The following is a 16,974-nucleotide window of genomic DNA, read 5'->3' as shown; positions in this document are numbered from 1 at the left end:
AGTGCCTCATCAGGTATTCCCTGAATGCGGGTGCAAATATATAAAGGTTTTCTTATCTAATAAAGTCTTTTATGAATTATTTTTTATCTCTGTTCTTTTAAACTTTTTTCATAGAAATGAAAAGGTTGAATTTCAGTTATTTATTACCTTGCCACGATGACAAATCCGCTTGTAAGTATACTTATCCCCTTTAAAAATGTCGATCAATATCTTAAAGAATGCCTTAAATCCATCCAAAAACAGACCTATTCAAATTGGGAAGTAATTGCAGTAAATGATAATTCAAGTGATAATAGTCTACAAATTGCCAACAAATTTGCAGTTAGCGATAGTAGGTTCAAAATTCTTTCCAATAAAGAATCGGGCATTATAACAGCACTTAGAAAAGCATACAATAATAGTAACGGCCGTTTTATTTCAAGAATGGATGCGGATGATTGCATGTCCCCCAAACGCATTGAAACAATGGTAAATTCACTTATTGAACACGGTAAAGGATATCTTGCGATAGGAAAAGTCAAGTATTTTTCAAAAACAGGCGTAAACGATGGCTACGATCGTTACGAGAAATGGTTGAACAAACTGACCGCTACCGGCGATAATTTTAAAGAGATATATAAAGAATGTGTTATACCCTCTCCCTGCTGGATGGTCCTTAAGGAAGATTTTGAGGCTAGTAATGCATTTAATCCCAATAGATATCCTGAAGATTATGACCTTGCCTTTCGTTTTTATGAAAAAGGATTAAAATGCATTCCCTGCACCACTACCCTACACTATTGGCGAGATTATGACAATAGAACATCACGCACCAGCGAACATTATGCACAAAATTATTTTTTGGATATTAAGTTGCATTATTTTTTAAAACTTGAATATAAACCTACGGACAGTTTGGTAGTTTGGGGTGCAGGAAAAAAAGGAAAAGCCATAGCCAGTACACTTGTAGAGAAAAATATTCCATTTTATTGGGTATGTGATAATGAAAAGAAAATAGGAAAAGACATTTATGGGGTACTGCTTAAGCACTACTCAGAACTGGAAAACATTAAAAAATCCAAGACCATTATTACCGTAGCAAATGAAGATGATCAATCTGTAATTGAATCATTTTACCATGAATTAAGACTAAAGCCGGCTATAGATTATTTCTTCTTTTGCTAATGAAGTATCTCAAAATAATAGTTGCTTTCTCCCAAGCTTCTAATTTCAAAATAATTATCTTTGCGTTAATCAAAATAAGGAATGCAATTTAAATATCCAGAACTTCTTTGGGGGCTTTTACTACTACTCATTCCTATTATAATTCATCTTTTTCAATTACGCCGATTTAAGAAAACACCATTTACCAACGTAAAGTTCTTAAAGCAAGTAGTATCTGAATCTAGAAAAAGTAGCACATTAAAGAAATGGTTATTGTTGATTACTAGAATGGGGCTGCTAGGAGCATTGGTTCTCGCATTTGCGCAACCTTTTATAGCCAATGAAACTGCTCTTCAAGAAAAAGAAACCGTTTTTTATCTAGATGATTCTTTTAGCATGAACGGGCAGGTCGAAAACGGCAACTTCTTTAAAAACACCGTTCAGGATTTTATAGAAAATATTCCTTCAGATCAACGATTTACGCTTTTTACAAATAAACAATCATTTAATGATGTTGTTATAAAAGACATCCAAAACGAACTGCTAGACCTTTCCGTTGGACCGAAGCAATTAAATATTTCTGAAATTATTTTAAAAGGTAAAACCTATTTTACCGATAATGCGGCATCACAAAAGAATTTGGTGCTCATATCAGATTTTCAAGAACGTATGGGAGACGTTACGGTTATAGATTCAACCAATAATGCTACTGTTCATTTTATAAAGCCTAGTAATGATTTTATTATCAATACCGCTATAGATACCGTTTTTATAGCAGAACGCAGTAATGACAACATAGAGTTAGTTGCACAATTATCTACAAATTCCGAAGAAAAAACAGTACCCGTTTCGCTTTACAACAATGATAAACTTATAGCCAAGACAGCGGCTAACTTTGATAAAAACAACAAAGCCGATGTTCGCTTTAGCATTAATGCAAATGATATTGTTCTAGGCAAAATAGCCATCGTAGATACCGGATTGGATTATGACAACCAATTCTACTTTAATATCGATGAAAAATCAAAAATTAAAATATTGGCCATAGGAAATACATCTTCAGATTTTTTAAGGAGAATTTATACCGAAGATGAATTTATATTTACCAGTAGCACTTTAGAACAATTGAATTATAGTACTATAGAAAGTCAAAATTTAGTTGTTCTCAACGAATTGGACAAACTACCCACTTCGCTAACAACCGCATTAAAAACGTTAACTGCTAACGGCGGAAGTTTTGTATTGGTGCCCTCGGCAAACGCCGATATTGCTTCGTACAACCAACTGGCATCAAGCTATAACAGAAGTCAGTTCTTGAACGGAATAAAACAGGATATGCCCATTGCCAATGTAAAAGCTGCGCATCCGTTGTTTGAGAACGTATTTGAAAAAAAAGTGACAGATTTTCAATACCCTATCGTTCAACAGCGCTATACATTTAAAACAAATGCGCCCGTAGCATTATCTTTTCAAAATAATGATCCTTTTTTAACCGGATTGCGGAATGCATATTTCTTTACTGCAGCAATTAATAGTGATAATTCCAATTTTAAAAATTCACCTTTAATTGTTCCCACATTTTATAATATGGGCACCAATAGTCTAAAACTTCCGCCCTTATATTCAATTATCGGTGATGATATAAAGATTGAACTACCGGTGACACTGCAACAAGATGATATCGTTAAAATTGCAAATGCCTCTGTAGAATTTATTCCACAACAACGTGTTTTACCCAAAAAAGTACAGATAACATTTACAGAAAATCCTAAAGAAGCAGGTATCTATACTATTGAACATAATGACGTTATTTTAAGGCACACAAGCTTTAATTACGATAGAAAAGAAAGTGTGCTATTATACAATACGCTACCTAAAAATAATAGTAATACCTCAGTATCAAACTTCTTTTTAGAAATTCAAAATAGCAATGCCATAAACGAGTTTTGGAAATGGTTTGCTATTTTAGCACTGGCTTTTGTTTTAATAGAAACGGTACTACAAAAATTCTTAAAATAACTATTAACGAACCTACCCATAAACCTATGAACATACTTTTAAAATCAGTTACGATAGTAAATGGGAGCACCAAGAATCTTCATCTAAAAAAGAGGGATATACTCATCAAAAACGGCAACATAGATACCATAGAGACCAATATAGAACCTAACGGTAAAACCAAGGTCATAGATATTAAGGACCTACATGTATCCTTAGGGTGGTTTGATAGCGGGGTCAGTTTTGGAGAACCTGGTTATGAGGAGAGGGAAACCATTGAAAATGGATTACTTACCGCTGCCAAAAGTGGATTTACAGATGTTATCTTAAACACTAGTAGTCACCCAACGCCAGATTCGGCATCTGATATAGTATATTTAAAAAATGCCGCAAAAAATCAATTGACCAAAATACATCCTTTAGGAAATTTGACCGTAAAAGGTGAAGGCGAGGTTTTGGCTGAACTTTATGATATGCAAAGTGCCGGCGCCCTAGGATTTTACGACTATAAAAACCCAATGGCAAATGCCAACTTATTAAAAATTGCCTTACAATACGCTCAAAATTTTGACGGAATGGTATTTTCCTTTCCGTTGGATAAAAGTATTTCTGGAAAAGGTATTGTCAATGAAGGAATTACCAGTACTAAATTAGGTTTAAAAGGCATACCGGCTCTGGCAGAAGAATTGCAGATAGCACGGGATTTATTTGTATTGGAATATACAGGTGGCAAGTTATTTATACCTACCATTTCTACGGCAAATTCCGTAAAACTAATAGCGGACGCCAAGAAAAAAGGATTACAGGTATTCTGTAGTGTTGCCGCCCACAATCTTAGTATTACGGATACGGCATTAGAAGATTTTGACACCCAATATAAAGTAATGCCACCATTACGTACAGCAACAGATACAAGAGCTTTACAAAAAGGAGTAAAAAACGGAACTATAGATTTTGTAACATCCGATCACACTCCGCTCAATGTAGAATTAAAACATGTGGAGTTTGATAATGCAGATTTTGGAACTATAGGACTGGAAAGCATATTTGGTATGTTAAATGAACTTTTTGATGTAGAAGAGACCGTTGCCCTGCTGACCAAGGGGCGCTCTGTTTTTGGAATAGAAGATCCAAAGCTAGAAGTAGGCAAAGAAGCGAACCTTTCGCTTTTTACTATAAATGACACTTATGAATTTTCACAAGATCAGATCTTTAGCTCAAGTAAAAACGCTATTGCAATTGGCAAAAAGATGAAAGGAAAAGTAATTGGCACCATTGCAAACAACCAATTAGTTTTAAATAATTAACATGGAGAAATCTACTGAAGTACAAGGTAAAACTACAGCGATAGTTGCCTATTTAACAATTGTTGGGGCAATTATTGCCTTGTCCATGAACAATGAACCACAATACCGTTTTGCAAGAATTCATACAAGACAAGCATTTGGTTTGCACTTAATGTTTCATGGTTTTGCCATATTCTCCAGTGTGTGGTATAATCAATACGCCCTTTATGGGCTATATCTTTGCTATATTGTACTTTGGGTATATGGTTTTATTGGCGCTTTAAGTAACAAAGAACAGATTGTACCTATCGTAGGTCCGTATTTTCAAAAATGGTTCACCTTTATTAAATAATATAATGACAACAGCTCCCCTATCTCTTGAACATATTATTAAACCCTCTAGCCTAACAGACAAAAAACCACCGGTTCTTTTTATGTTACATGGTTATGGTAGTAATGAGGAAGATTTGTTCTCCTTTGCTCCAGAATTACCTGAAGAACTTTGTATTATAGCTGTAAGGGCTCCATACATTTTACAACCTTATGGTTATGCTTGGTACGCCATTAATTTTGATGATGAAAAAGGAAAATGGAGCGATGATGATCAAGCTATAGAATCGCGTGATAAAATCAAGAACTTTATTGACGAAGCTTGTTCTACATATGGTTTGGATGAAGACAATATAAATCTTTTAGGCTTTAGCCAGGGAACTATCTTGAGCTATGCCGTAGCATTATCTTATCCAAAAAAAGTAAAAAACATTATAGCCTTAAGCGGATATATCAATGAATCTATTTTAACCGACAATTATAGGAACAATAATTTTGACGGGTTGAACTTCTATAGTTCTCATGGAGACATGGACCAGGTAATACCGGTAGACTGGGCTAGAAAAGCACCAGAACTATTACAAAGCTTAGGTATAGAACATGTATATGAAGAATTTCCTGCAGGGCACGGTGTTGCACCACAGAATTTCTACTCCCTTAAAAAATGGATTTCAGATAAAATTTAATTACTCCGCGTATATAATAAATGATCTACCAAGGTAAAGTCTACCCCAAGGTCATCTTTTAACTCGTATTTTATTAATAGCTCTCCCCAATATTTTCCATCCGAGAAATCGGTTAGAATCCATTTATGGTTAAGCACTTTAATTTTATTGATTTTAAAATCACTTTGCATTCCCTCGTAAGGTACTAGTGGATTGTCTCCTTTTTGAGCATTGGTTTCCAACAATTTATCTGCAACATAACCAGCAGGATCTTTCAAATCTAAATGCTCAAAATATGCCAAAGCATCATCATTGTTCTCCAATGAAAAATACTGCATATCAAGCACCTTTAAAGATGATTTTTGAACAGAGTCCTTTAATTCTTCGGTTTGTTTTTCTAATCTAGTAATTGTCTTGGCATTCGCTTCTGCCATATTACCGCTACTAACTACTAGATAAAGACAAATTAGTGATACAAATAGAAATAAATAAAGAAATATTTTACCCTTCATAGTTAAATAGTGATTGTTAAATTATCGTAGGCCAAATGTACATTATTCGGCAACATTTTTTCTACTTCGTCATGAAAACCAAGTAGGTGACTAATATGTGTTAAGTATGCTTTTTCAGGATTCACTTCTTTTATAAAACGTAGTGCTTCTTCCAAATTAAAATGAGAAATATGGGGTTCTATTCGCAATGCACTGACTACAATAACCTTAGAACCTTTAATTTTTTCTATTTCTTCGGGCATTACAGTTTTTACATCGGTTAAGTATGTAAAATCCCCTATTCTATAACCAAATACCTGCAGTTTATTATGCAATACGTTTATAGGGGTTACTTTTCTATCTCCTATTAAAAATGGCTCATTATTTTTGACCAAATTAATGTCTACTGTAGGTGCCCCTGGATATTTGTTCTCTTCCTGAAAAATATAATCGAATCTTTTTTTCAAGGATTGTACTACCCTATTATGTGCAAATACAGGAATATTACCTTGTCTAAAAAAGAACGGACGTATATCGTCTAACCCGGCAGTATGATCAGAGTGCTCATGGGTATATAGAATACCATCTAAATGGTCAACATTAGACCTGAGCATTTGCTGACGAAAATCTGGACCACAATCAATAACATAATTGTACTTGCCCCAAGAAAGCAAAACGGAGACCCGTAGCCTTTTATCTTTTGGATTATCACTTAAACAAACCGGATGCGTACTGCCAATAATGGGAATACCCTGAGAAGTTCCCGTACCTAAAAAAGTAATACGTAAATTGTTAATCATGTATTACAAATTTAATCCCTTTTTAATAAAATTGGTTATTGAAAATTATAAGATCATCGTATTTGATAGGGAATAAAAACAATAACCGAAAGTTCGTCCATTTTTTTACTCCTATTGCCCAATGTAACAACCATTCTTTATAACTTTGTTAAAAGTTAAACAGGTAAGAAATGGCATCGGTATTAAAAAAAGATAGTGTTTTTGAGAATATTCCTTCTATTAAAGCAAAAACCCTACGTATAAATCTAAATCCGGATATATACGGAACTTTCGCCGAAATTGGCGCCGGTCAAGAAACCGCACGTCACTTCTTTAGATCGGGTGGCGCCTCTGGTACCATTGCAAAGGCAATGAGTGCCTATGATAAAGATTTTAGTGATGCCATTTATGGTGTAGAATCTGACGGCCGCTATGTAACCCAAGCGAGATTGAAGACTATGTTGCATTATGAAATGCAACTGATGGAAGAGCGTATTAGTCGTGAAAACCATCCGGAAAGATTGTTCTTTTCATATGCCAACACAGTGGCTACCATTGATTTCTCTAAACGATATAAAGGTCACGGTTGGATAGGTATTCGCTACCAACTAGACCCTAATCAAAAAGAATATGATGAAATTATTCTTCATATTCGTTTTAAGCAGAACGAAGCAAGATTACAACAAGAAACTTTAGGCATACTTGGGGTAAACTTAATATATGGCGCTTTCTATAAGTATCATAAGCCAAAGAAAATGTTGAAATATCTATATGATCATATAGATAAGGATACACTAGAGATTGACATGATCAACTTCTCCGGACCTAATTTTAAGGAAGTTGACAACCGCTTAATGAGTTTACAGCTCATTAAGAATGATATGACAGATGCCGTAATGTTCGGCCCTGACGGCAACAACCTTTTACCCGCTGCCGTACTTTACAAAAAGAACATACTGGCCTTACGTGGTAGTTTTAGACCTGTTACCAAGGTTAATTTAGATATGTTCGAGAAGTCTTATGACATTTTCATTCGTGACAAAGGGGTTGACCAGAACAATACCATCGTTATTTTTGAAATTACACTTTCCAATCTAAAGGCATCTGGCGAAATTGATGAGCAAGATTTTATGGACAGGGCAGAATTACTTTGCTCTCTTGGTCATTCTGTAATGATTTCTAAATTCCAAGAATATTATAAATTGGTAGAGTATTTTAACAACTATACCAAAAATAGAATTGGTTTGACCATGGGCGTAAACAACTTGGTAGACATATTCGACGAAAAATATTACCGCCATTTAAGTGGTGGCATACTAGAGGCATTCGGCAAATTATTCTTTAAAGATTTACAGGTATATCTATACCCAATGAAAAACCCAGATACCGGGCAGATCATGACAAGTAACAATGTTAAGGTTCACCCACGTATGAAAGAATTATATAAATTCTTTAAATATAACGGTAAGGTAATGGACATAATTGATTATGAACCAGAAGTAATGCATATTTTCTCTAGAGATGTACTTAAAAAATTAATGAACAATGATGAGGGCTGGGAACAAATGTTACCGGAAGGAATTGCGGAAATCATAAAGCAAAAGCAATTATTTACTAGAAAAACGGAGGACCAAGAAACGGAGTAAGTAGTTGATATCTAAGATTTTGAAGAGAAAACGCCCATACAAAATAGGCGTTTTTTCATTACAATATCAAGAACTTACCATTAATCTAGTAGCTGCGCTGCGTGATCCTTGGTTTTTACCTTATCTATAACTTTAGTCACAATACCTTCACCATCTACCACAAAGGTTTTTCTATGGATGCCATCATACTCACGACCCATAAATTTTTTTAATCCCCAAACACCGAATGCATTGATAACGGTATGGTCTTCATCTGCCAATAACGGAAAAGGAAACTCATATTTGTTTCTAAAATTCGATTGCCTTTTTTCTGAATCTGCACTTACCCCTAAAAGTTCGTAGCCTTGTGATTGTAATTCTGCATAATTATCCCTTAAATTGCAAGCTTCTGCGGTGCAACCTGGTGTGCTAGCTTTTGGATAGAAAAATACAATTAGCTTTTTTCCTTTATAATCCGATAAACTCACAGTATTGCCATCTTGATCCTTTGCAGAAAATGATGGTACTTTATCACCAACTTTTAATGTATTCATCTATGATATTTTTAAATTTGTGTTTAAATATTTTCATTCAAAATTAAACAATTAATGACGAAAGCAGAAAAAATAGCTTTTACAATTAAAACATTACAAGAGTTATATCCAGAAATTCCTGTTCCATTAGACCACAAAGACCCTTATACCCTTTTAATTGCGGTGTTAATGTCTGCGCAAAGTACAGATGTTAGGGTAAACAAAATTACTCCCCTCCTATTTGCCAAAGCGGACAACCCCTATGATATGGTCAAATTAAGTGTTGATGAAATTAGGGAAATTATAAAGCCCGTAGGCCTATCGCCCATGAAGGCTAAAGGAATTCATGGTTTATCCCAAATTTTAATTGATAAACATGACGGTGAAGTACCGCAAGAGTTGGAGCATTTGGAAGCATTACCAGCTGTTGGCCACAAAACGGCAAGTGTGGTGATTTCCCAAGCTTTTGGCATTCCTGCTTTTCCAGTAGACACCCATATTCATAGGTTATTATATAGATGGGGTTTTACCAATGGAAAAAATGTAGTACAGACAGAAAAAGATGCCAAACGTTTATTTCCTAAAGAAATTTGGAACGATCTTCATTTGCAAATTATATGGTATGGTAGAGAATACTCACCGGCAAGAGGTTGGGACTTGGATAAAGATATAATTACGAAGACTATTGGTAGAAAAACTGTACTTAACGACTACTATAAAAAGAAAAAAACCCGCTAAAAGCGGGTTTTGTTTATTAATTCAAAAAAGTTTCGAATTCTAAATCTTCGTGTTCAAATTCATAAAGGGCTTGAGAATAGCTCAATAAGAAGTTGATTGTTTTCGGACAAACTTTGTTAAATCCGGTCTGTTCTTGATAATCTGAGTAAATTTTTTCCATACTTCCTACGTTGTTACAATAAAATAACGCAGCAAATTTGGAAATATTGTTTATTCTATTTTCTACTCCAAATTAATTCGTAAGAACTATATTGTTTTTTTCAATGATTTTTCTAAGGTTGATTAAAGCATAACGCATTCTTCCTAAAGCAGTATTGATGCTAACTCCCGTATTTTCAGAGATTTCCTTGAAACTCATATCTTTGTAGATACGCATTAAAAGAACTTCTTTTTGATCGTCTGGTAATTCTTCAACCAATTGTCTTAAATCAGTATCAATTTGATTTTTTATTAATTGTTTTTCGGCATTTAACTTATCATCACCAATTACGGAGAAAATATTAAAGTCATCACTACCTTCAAACATTGGCATTCTTTTGTTTCTTCTAAAGTGATCGATGATTAAGTTATGAGAAATTCTCATTACCCATGGTAAAAATTTACCCTCTTCACTATACTTACCTCTTTTTAAGGTTTTGATCACCTTAATAAAAGTATCTTGAAAAATGTCTTCTGTGATATCCCTATCTAAAACCTTAGAATAGATAAAACTAGTAATACGTTGATTGTGTCTGTTAATTAAAACCTCAAGAGCACTTTCGTTACCGTTGATGTAATCTTTAACTAATTCTGAGTCTTCAATTTGTAGTTTCATACGAGTTACTTTCTTTAATTGGTTAAGAATGGGAAATCTTTTAGTTAATTGGTTTATTTTTTATTTCTGATATAAAACTAGAGAAAAGGGGGGCTGTAGGAAAAAGTATGTTGTCAAACCGCGTTTTTTTGATGTGAAACATCGAAAAAGTATATTTCTACACAATAAATAGATTTTCAGATAGTTCGGCCAGGAAATGTAGGAAAGAATAAAATAGCCAAAAAGCCCTTGATTATTAGCACTACAATAGTATACCTATATGTAAGGACCCCTTAAAAACCTTATTCTCCTACAATTAAAATGAGGCTTAAAAGCAATAAATTACAACACTAAACAAATTTTAAGCATAAAAAAACCCTCAGGCAATGCCTAAGGGTCTATATATAAATGTAAGATTATTCTAGTTTAAGTTACTCTCAAACTGCAATCCATCTACCTCTGTAATATTTAAAGACTTAGAATAAGAAAGTAAAAACTGAATTGTTTCTGGCTTTGCTTTTACTAATTTCGTCTTATTCTGGTCTTTTGTGTATATTTTTTCCATGCTACATGTTGTTTAGGTTCATCTAAAGAACGACACATGGATGAAGATAGTAGATCCTCTCGACCTAAGACCTATTAATTCGTTAAAACTATATTATTGGCCTCTACCAACTTTCTAAGGTTAATTAAAGCGTAGCGCATTCTACCCAATGCAGTATTAATACTCACACCCGTATTATCAGAAATTTCTTTGAAACTCATGTCCTTATATATACGCATTTCTAAAACCTCTTGCTGATCCTCAGGTAATTCTTTGATCATACGAAGCAGATCAGAATCTATCTGTTCTTTTATCAATTGCTTTTCTGCGTTCAACTTGTCATCACCTAATAAAGAAAATATGTTATAACTTTCTTTACTATTATACATTGGCATTCTATTATGTTTTCTAAAATGATCAATAATAAGGTTATGCGCTATACGCATTACCCAAGGTAAAAATTTACCTTCTTCATTATAAGCACCTCTTTTAAGGGTACGTATAACTTTCATGAATGTATCTTGAAAAATGTCTTCGGTAAGTTCACGGTCTCCTACTTTGGAATAAATGAAACCTGTAAGACGAGAATTATGACGATTAATAAGCGCTTCTATAGCTTTTTCGTCTCCTTGAATATATTGTTTTACTAATTGGGAATCTTCAACTTGTACTACCATAACGTTACTTGTAGGGTTAAAAAGCAGCCCCAAATTCATAATGAATAAGGGTCTAATGGTTAAATTCTAACTTTAAAAGTAATGTTGCGTTATAGGCAAATTGTGTTTTTGTGAGAGCTCAAAGATATAAAAAAATAAATACTCTTATAAAAATGTGAAAATTTCTTATGCAATTATTAGATAAACTGCATTTTTTAGTTCAGAAAAAAGGCAAAGCGTATCTTTGTAAACTTAGATATTAGTATGCCTACACTCGCTGAAGTAAATCCGAAGGAAAACATTATTATAAAGGGAGCAAAACTGCACAACCTTAAAGATATAGATGTTGTAATACCTAGAAATAAACTTGTTGTCATTACAGGACTATCAGGTTCAGGTAAATCAAGTTTAGCTTTTGACACCCTATATGCAGAAGGCCAAAGGCGTTACGTAGAAAGTCTATCTTCCTATGCCAGACAATTTTTAGGTAAACTTGACAAACCTAAAGTAGACTATATAAAAGGTATAGCACCGGCAATTGCCATTGAGCAAAAGGTAAACTCTACCAACCCAAGATCAACAGTTGGTACAACAACAGAGATTTATGATTATATAAAGCTTTTATATGCACGTATTGGCAAGACCTTCTCTCCTATTTCTGGCAAAGAAGTAAAAAAACATACCGTTACCGATGTTGTTGACCATGTTAAAACGTACCAACAGGGAACAAAACTTTTGCTTTTGGCCCCTATTGAAATAAGAGAGGATAGAGATGCATTAAAATCTTTGGAATTATTTTCTAAACAAGGTTATGCACGTATTAAATACAATGATAAAGTTCTTCGTATAGATCAAGCTCCTGAAGATATCGGTAAAAAATTTGATTTGGTCATTGATAGAATAATTACCAAAGATGATGAAGATTTTTATAATCGTTTGGCAAATGCTATAGATACCGCTTACTTTGAAGGTAAGGGAGAATGTTTGATCGAGGAGTTAGATAACGGAAAACAAACAGCGTTCAGTAATAAATTTGAACTGGACGGTATGACCTTTTTAGAACCTAACGTTCATTTGTTCAGTTTTAACAATCCGTACGGGGCATGTTCAAAATGTGAGGGTTACGGAGATGTCATTGGTATTGATGAAGATTTAGTTGTTCCAAATACGGCGCTATCTGTTTACGAAAATGCTATTTTTCCATGGAAAGGTGAAAGCATGAGTTTTTACCGGGACCAATTGGTCAACTCAGCTTACAAATTTGACTTTCCTATACATAAACCTTGGTTTGAACTTACGGAAGAACAAAAACAATTGGTTTGGGATGGTAATGCGCATTTTATTGGGCTTCATAAGTTCTTTGGAATGTTAGAAGAAAAAAGTTACAAAATTCAAAACCGGGTAATGCTTTCCAGATATAGAGGCAAGACCAAATGTAATATTTGTAACGGCAAACGTTTACGTCAAGAAACCGATTATGTAAAAGTTGGCGGAGCATCTATTTCTTCGTTGGTAGGGCTATCCATAGAGAAACTAATAATCTTTTTTAAAGAACTAGAATTGAATGAAAGCGATGCCACTATAGCATCAAGATTATTAATAGAGATAAACACACGACTAGGATTTTTGGATAAGGTGGGCTTAAACTACTTGACGACAAATAGAAAATCGAACACATTATCCGGTGGGGAAAGTCAACGAATAAATCTTGCAACATCTTTAGGTAGTAGTTTGGTGGGATCAATGTATATATTGGATGAACCTAGTATTGGCCTACACCCCAAGGATACCGAAAATCTTATTGATGTATTAATATCATTACGAAACTTGGGCAACACGGTAATTGTTGTTGAACATGATGAAGATATTATGAAAGCGGCAGATATGGTGATCGATATAGGTCCTGAAGCGGGTACACATGGTGGTGAGGTGGTAGCACAAGGTACGCTAAAAGAAATATTAAAATCAAAATCACTTACCGCGCAATATCTAAATGGTAAGATGGAAATTAAAATTCCCAAAGAACGTAGAACATCTAAAAATCATATAACTATTAAAGGTGTGCGAGAGCATAACCTTAAAAATATCAATGTCACTTTTCCATTAGATATGTTAACTGTAGTTACAGGAGTATCCGGTAGTGGTAAAAGTACCTTGGTAAAAAAACTGCTATATCCTATAATATTAAAAGAAACAGGAGGGTATGGCGAAAAGGCTGGTCAGCACACATCCGTAGAAGGTAAATTTAAACATATTAAGCATGTAGAGTTTGTAGATCAAAACCCTATAGGTAGATCATCACGATCAAACCCGGTTACCTATATAAAGGCATATGACGATATCAGACATTTATATGCCAATCAAAAACTCAGTAAAATAAGAAACTACCAAGCAAAACATTTTTCATTCAATGTTGATGGCGGTCGTTGTGAGAAGTGTAAAGGAGAAGGCGAAATTACTGTAGAAATGCAGTTTATGGCAGATGTTCACTTAGAATGCGAAACTTGTGGCGGTAAAAGATTTAAGAAAGAAGTACTAGAAGTTACTTTTAACAATGCCAATATAGACGATGTTCTTAATATGACCATTGATAATGCCATTCAGTTTTTTGAAACTGGAGAACAGACTAGAATTGTCAACAAATTAAAACCTTTGCAAGATGTAGGCTTGGGATATGTAACTTTAGGTCAATCTTCTTCTACCCTATCCGGCGGAGAGGCACAACGTATTAAATTGGCTTCTTTCTTAATTAAGGGTAGTACTAAGGATAAAGCACTTTTTATATTTGACGAACCCACAACCGGATTACACTTTCACGATATACAGAAGTTACTGAAGTCCTTCAACGCACTTATCAAGAAAGGACATTCTATTGTTGTTATTGAACACAATATAGATTTAATTAAATGTGCAGATTATATTATTGACCTTGGACCCGGTGGTGGAGAAAATGGAGGACAGTTATTGGCAGAAGGCACTCCAGAAGAAGTCGTAAAAAGTAAAAAATCGTATACGGCGAGCTACCTAAAAGACAAATTAGATTAAAACTCTTTAAAAAAACACAACCAAACAAAACATAAAATATTGATTTTAAACTAGTTAAAAAGAATTGCATTTTTTTGGCACGCTGTTTGTTATATACTAGGGGAATGTAAATATTTACATTTAGAACAACTGCCTAAGGGGCAGATTTAAACCTTATATTATGAAGAACTTAGTACTACTAATTTCAGCGGTTATTTTTAGCACCACAGGTGTTTTCGCTACAGGTATTAATGAAGATAAGGTTGCAAACAGCAATACTTATAGATACGACAATTCATTTATTTTTATAGAAAACGGAATAACATTTTCTGTTTACCCAGATGGTGAATTTGATTTTTATATTGAAAACCAAGTTACGGGAAGTAAAAATGGAATAACATTTAATTCAGGTTATGATTATAGTCCGTTTGCACAATATGATGACTACGGTGCCGTAATCCAGGTAGAAAATGTACCTATCTTTTATGACTACTATGGTCGTGTAAGCGCCATTGGCGAAGTAAACATAAACTACGCGAACAATAGAGTACGTAGCGTTGGTGGCATGAACGTATATTATAATAACCGTGGATTTTACGATTACCACACAGGTTTTATTAATATTTACAACAGAAGTTATGTTTACCGTCCATTTCACAGATGGTTCGTAAGACCGGCAGTAGGATTTAGTTTCGTATACAATAGTCCGTACAGAAGATATTATACTCCTGTAAGATATTCTTACTACAGACCTTACAGAAACAATTTTAGAAGGGCCTATGTAAATGTTGGCAAACAGTACAGATACAATAAAGTTAGAAATAATAGAGCTACCGTGTATAGAAATGATAAGCGGGTTGCGGTTAGAAACAATAACTATAGAAACAATAGAACTGTTGCCAAAAGAGATAAAGGTCTAAGAACAAACAGAACGTTGGCATTTAACAATACATCAAGAACTAATAGAAGTTCAACGGTAAATAGATCAACTACTGTTAGACGTAGTAATACAAATAGTGGTAGAACAACACAAAATAGAACAGTTACAAGAAGTACTAACAACGGTAAGGTAAAAAGAAGTAATAACACTGCGGTGCGTACTTCACCAAATAGAACAGTTACCAAAAGAGAAGTAAGCCGCACACCAAGAAGTACAACTGTAAAAAGAACTACGACTACGTACAAAAAACCGGTAAGCAGAAGTGCAAACACTAGAACTGCAACAAATACCAGAACACAACGTAGTACCGTAACCAGAAAAGCGACCAGTAGTCCTTCTAGAAGTACGGTAAGTAGAAGTTCTAGTTCAAGATCTGTAAACAAAGCTCCTGCTAGAAGCTCAAGCTCTAGATCAAGTTCAGCAACTAGAAGCAGTAGAAGATATTAAAAATAGTTTTTAGGTTGGTTAGTTGTAAAGCGCCGTAGTGATTTTGTTCACTGCGGCGCTTTTTCTTATTAAATTGGCAAATTACATGTGGGAAATAATTTTACAAACCTCTTTGGTAAATTAGATTCAATAAACATTTCTTCCTTAGTTACCGGGTGCTGAAACCGAAGAGACCGTGCATGTAAATACAACCCCTTACCTTTTAGTTGCAACCCTTGTAAAAAATACTTGGGGTCACCTAATATTGGATTTCCAATGGATAGTAAATGTTTACGTAATTGATGACGTCTTCCCGTATAAGGGCTTAACCTGACTAAATTTAAAGACGAAAAACGTTCTGAAACAATCGTCTCAACAACCTCAAAAGAAGAAGTTGCGTGCTTATCATCTATGTCATTATCTATAATTCCGCTACTCTCCATTTTTCCTACAGTTACTGCATAATATTCTTTTGTAACATTCTTATACTCAAATAATTTGTTCAATTTAGTAATTGCGCTATTTGTTTTCCCAACCAACAGTAAACCTGTAGTAGCATAATCTAAGCGATGTACAGGTTGCGGCACAACAGCATCGTCGACAGAGCTTTTTTTTAGATTCTGTGGTAGTGCATTGGCAACCGTTTTAAATCCGTTACCACTTACCAGAATTCCGGCAGGTTTATTGATGACGGCCAAATATTCATCCTCAAATACTACATTAAGCTTAAGAACTAGTCTAGTATTCGTTGTATTTTCAGGTATTTGATATATGATTTCTTCCCCACCAAAAATCATGGTCCCAGTTGTAGCAACATTACCATTGACAAAGAGCAATTTTTTCTTAATCGCTTTCTTTAAGGCAGATTTACTTTTAATTCTATAAAATATACCTACCCCATATTCTTGCAATCTCAAAGGAGCTATAATTATAGGGACTATATGTATTTCTTTTAATTGCATAATAACTATGCAAAGTTAGTTAGGTTTTAGCATAAACCTAA

15 protein-coding genes are annotated in these 16,974 nt (G+C 34.2%); 9 read left to right on the top strand and 6 right to left on the bottom strand.

Annotation, left to right across the window (positions count from 1 at the left end; translation table 11 throughout):
- Positions 1–156 precede the first annotated feature (156 nt).
- From QZ657_RS03200 to QZ657_RS03180, 5 genes are all read left to right on the top strand, one after another.
- Entirely contained in the window at positions 157–1,164 is a 1,008-nt protein-coding gene (locus QZ657_RS03200) for a glycosyltransferase family 2 protein (protein WP_291964929.1), read from the top strand.
- A gap of 81 nt (positions 1,165–1,245) precedes the next feature.
- The gene (locus QZ657_RS03195) at positions 1,246–3,162 is read left to right on the top strand and encodes a BatA domain-containing protein (RefSeq protein ID WP_291964927.1); all 1,917 of its coding nucleotides are present in this window, start codon (positions 1,246–1,248) and stop codon (positions 3,160–3,162) included.
- A gap of 26 nt (positions 3,163–3,188) precedes the next feature.
- A complete protein-coding gene (locus tag QZ657_RS03190) occupies positions 3,189–4,448 on the top strand; it encodes a dihydroorotase (protein WP_291961054.1) in 1,260 nt (419 codons plus the stop codon).
- Between the two features lies 1 nt (position 4,449).
- Positions 4,450–4,779 carry a hypothetical protein gene (locus QZ657_RS03185; RefSeq protein ID WP_276472990.1) on the top strand — a complete coding sequence of 110 codons (330 nt, stop codon included), beginning with the start codon at positions 4,450–4,452 and terminating at the stop codon, positions 4,777–4,779.
- A gap of 4 nt (positions 4,780–4,783) precedes the next feature.
- The gene (locus QZ657_RS03180) at positions 4,784–5,443 is read left to right on the top strand and encodes an alpha/beta hydrolase (protein ID WP_291964926.1); all 660 of its coding nucleotides are present in this window, start codon (positions 4,784–4,786) and stop codon (positions 5,441–5,443) included.
- Here QZ657_RS03180 and QZ657_RS03175 read toward each other — a convergent pair.
- Together QZ657_RS03175 and QZ657_RS03170 are read right to left on the bottom strand one after the other, a co-directional pair.
- The gene (locus tag QZ657_RS03175; protein WP_276472992.1) at positions 5,440–5,934 is read right to left on the bottom strand and encodes a hydrolase; all 495 of its coding nucleotides are present in this window, start codon (positions 5,932–5,934) and stop codon (positions 5,440–5,442) included. The two genes, QZ657_RS03180 and QZ657_RS03175, sit on opposite strands and share 4 nt — an antisense overlap.
- A gap of 2 nt (positions 5,935–5,936) precedes the next feature.
- Positions 5,937–6,713 (bottom strand): MBL fold metallo-hydrolase, encoded by a 777-nt coding sequence (locus QZ657_RS03170; RefSeq protein WP_291964924.1) that lies wholly within the window; start codon positions 6,711–6,713, stop codon positions 5,937–5,939.
- Positions 6,714–6,883: 170 nt separating this feature from the next.
- Here QZ657_RS03170 and QZ657_RS03165 point away from each other — a divergent pair, with 170 nt between their 5' ends.
- The gene (locus QZ657_RS03165) at positions 6,884–8,338 is read left to right on the top strand and encodes a TonB-dependent receptor (RefSeq protein ID WP_276472994.1); all 1,455 of its coding nucleotides are present in this window, start codon (positions 6,884–6,886) and stop codon (positions 8,336–8,338) included.
- 80 nt (positions 8,339–8,418) lie between these two features.
- On the opposite strand, the gene bcp is transcribed toward QZ657_RS03165, so the two are convergent.
- Positions 8,419–8,871 (bottom strand): thioredoxin-dependent thiol peroxidase, encoded by a 453-nt coding sequence (gene bcp, locus QZ657_RS03160; protein WP_291964922.1) that lies wholly within the window; start codon positions 8,869–8,871, stop codon positions 8,419–8,421.
- A gap of 54 nt (positions 8,872–8,925) precedes the next feature.
- Here bcp and QZ657_RS03155 point away from each other — a divergent pair, with 54 nt between their 5' ends.
- Positions 8,926–9,588: an endonuclease III domain-containing protein gene (locus tag QZ657_RS03155; protein WP_291961061.1), complete on the top strand. Its 663-nt coding sequence runs from the start codon at positions 8,926–8,928 to the stop codon at positions 9,586–9,588.
- Between the two features lie 232 nt (positions 9,589–9,820).
- Here the strand turns inward: QZ657_RS03155 and QZ657_RS03150 are convergent, their stop codons facing one another.
- Entirely contained in the window at positions 9,821–10,402 is a 582-nt protein-coding gene (locus tag QZ657_RS03150; protein WP_276472997.1) for an RNA polymerase sigma factor, read from the bottom strand.
- A 618-nt stretch (positions 10,403–11,020) separates the two neighbouring features.
- Positions 11,021–11,602 carry an RNA polymerase sigma factor gene (locus QZ657_RS03145; RefSeq protein ID WP_276472998.1) on the bottom strand — a complete coding sequence of 194 codons (582 nt, stop codon included), beginning with the start codon at positions 11,600–11,602 and terminating at the stop codon, positions 11,021–11,023.
- A gap of 243 nt (positions 11,603–11,845) precedes the next feature.
- Here QZ657_RS03145 and uvrA point away from each other — a divergent pair, with 243 nt between their 5' ends.
- Together uvrA and QZ657_RS03135 are read left to right on the top strand one after the other, a co-directional pair.
- Positions 11,846–14,626 carry an excinuclease ABC subunit UvrA gene (uvrA, locus tag QZ657_RS03140; protein WP_291964920.1) on the top strand — a complete coding sequence of 927 codons (2,781 nt, stop codon included), beginning with the start codon at positions 11,846–11,848 and terminating at the stop codon, positions 14,624–14,626.
- A gap of 160 nt (positions 14,627–14,786) precedes the next feature.
- Complete coding sequence (locus QZ657_RS03135) at positions 14,787–15,992, top strand: hypothetical protein (RefSeq protein WP_291964918.1); 1,206 nt, start codon at positions 14,787–14,789, stop codon at positions 15,990–15,992.
- 68 nt (positions 15,993–16,060) lie between these two features.
- Here QZ657_RS03135 and QZ657_RS03130 read toward each other — a convergent pair whose 3' ends face one another.
- Positions 16,061–16,933 carry an RluA family pseudouridine synthase gene (locus QZ657_RS03130; RefSeq protein ID WP_291964917.1) on the bottom strand — a complete coding sequence of 291 codons (873 nt, stop codon included), beginning with the start codon at positions 16,931–16,933 and terminating at the stop codon, positions 16,061–16,063.
- Positions 16,934–16,974 lie beyond the last annotated feature (41 nt).

It is taken from the genome of Maribacter sp., assembly GCA_020629415.1.
GTDB lineage: Bacteria > Bacteroidota > Bacteroidia > Flavobacteriales > Flavobacteriaceae > Maribacter > Maribacter huludaoensis.
Note: the sequence above shows the minus strand (reverse complement) of the source record. Positions and strands in the feature narration are given on the sequence as shown.

Bases quoted from the DNA above. Each gene is read 5' to 3' on its own strand.
- QZ657_RS03200 (WP_291964929.1), top strand. From the start codon at position 157: ATGACAAATCCGCTTGTAAGTATACTTATCCCCTTTAAAAATGTCGAT.
- QZ657_RS03195 (WP_291964927.1), top strand. From the start codon at position 1,246: ATGCAATTTAAATATCCAGAACTTCTTTGGGGGCTTTTACTACTACTC.
- QZ657_RS03190 (WP_291961054.1), top strand. From the start codon at position 3,189: ATGAACATACTTTTAAAATCAGTTACGATAGTAAATGGGAGCACCAAG.
- QZ657_RS03185 (WP_276472990.1), top strand. From the start codon at position 4,450: ATGGAGAAATCTACTGAAGTACAAGGTAAAACTACAGCGATAGTTGCC.
- QZ657_RS03180 (WP_291964926.1), top strand. From the start codon at position 4,784: ATGACAACAGCTCCCCTATCTCTTGAACATATTATTAAACCCTCTAGC.
- QZ657_RS03175 (WP_276472992.1), bottom strand. From the start codon at position 5,934: ATGAAGGGTAAAATATTTCTTTATTTATTTCTATTTGTATCACTAATT.
- QZ657_RS03170 (WP_291964924.1), bottom strand. From the start codon at position 6,713: ATGATTAACAATTTACGTATTACTTTTTTAGGTACGGGAACTTCTCAG.
- QZ657_RS03165 (WP_276472994.1), top strand. From the start codon at position 6,884: ATGGCATCGGTATTAAAAAAAGATAGTGTTTTTGAGAATATTCCTTCT.
- bcp (WP_291964922.1), bottom strand. From the start codon at position 8,871: ATGAATACATTAAAAGTTGGTGATAAAGTACCATCATTTTCTGCAAAG.
- QZ657_RS03155 (WP_291961061.1), top strand. From the start codon at position 8,926: ATGACGAAAGCAGAAAAAATAGCTTTTACAATTAAAACATTACAAGAG.
- QZ657_RS03150 (WP_276472997.1), bottom strand. From the start codon at position 10,402: ATGAAACTACAAATTGAAGACTCAGAATTAGTTAAAGATTACATCAAC.
- QZ657_RS03145 (WP_276472998.1), bottom strand. From the start codon at position 11,602: ATGGTAGTACAAGTTGAAGATTCCCAATTAGTAAAACAATATATTCAA.
- uvrA (WP_291964920.1), top strand. From the start codon at position 11,846: ATGCCTACACTCGCTGAAGTAAATCCGAAGGAAAACATTATTATAAAG.
- QZ657_RS03135 (WP_291964918.1), top strand. From the start codon at position 14,787: ATGAAGAACTTAGTACTACTAATTTCAGCGGTTATTTTTAGCACCACA.
- QZ657_RS03130 (WP_291964917.1), bottom strand. From the start codon at position 16,933: ATGCAATTAAAAGAAATACATATAGTCCCTATAATTATAGCTCCTTTG.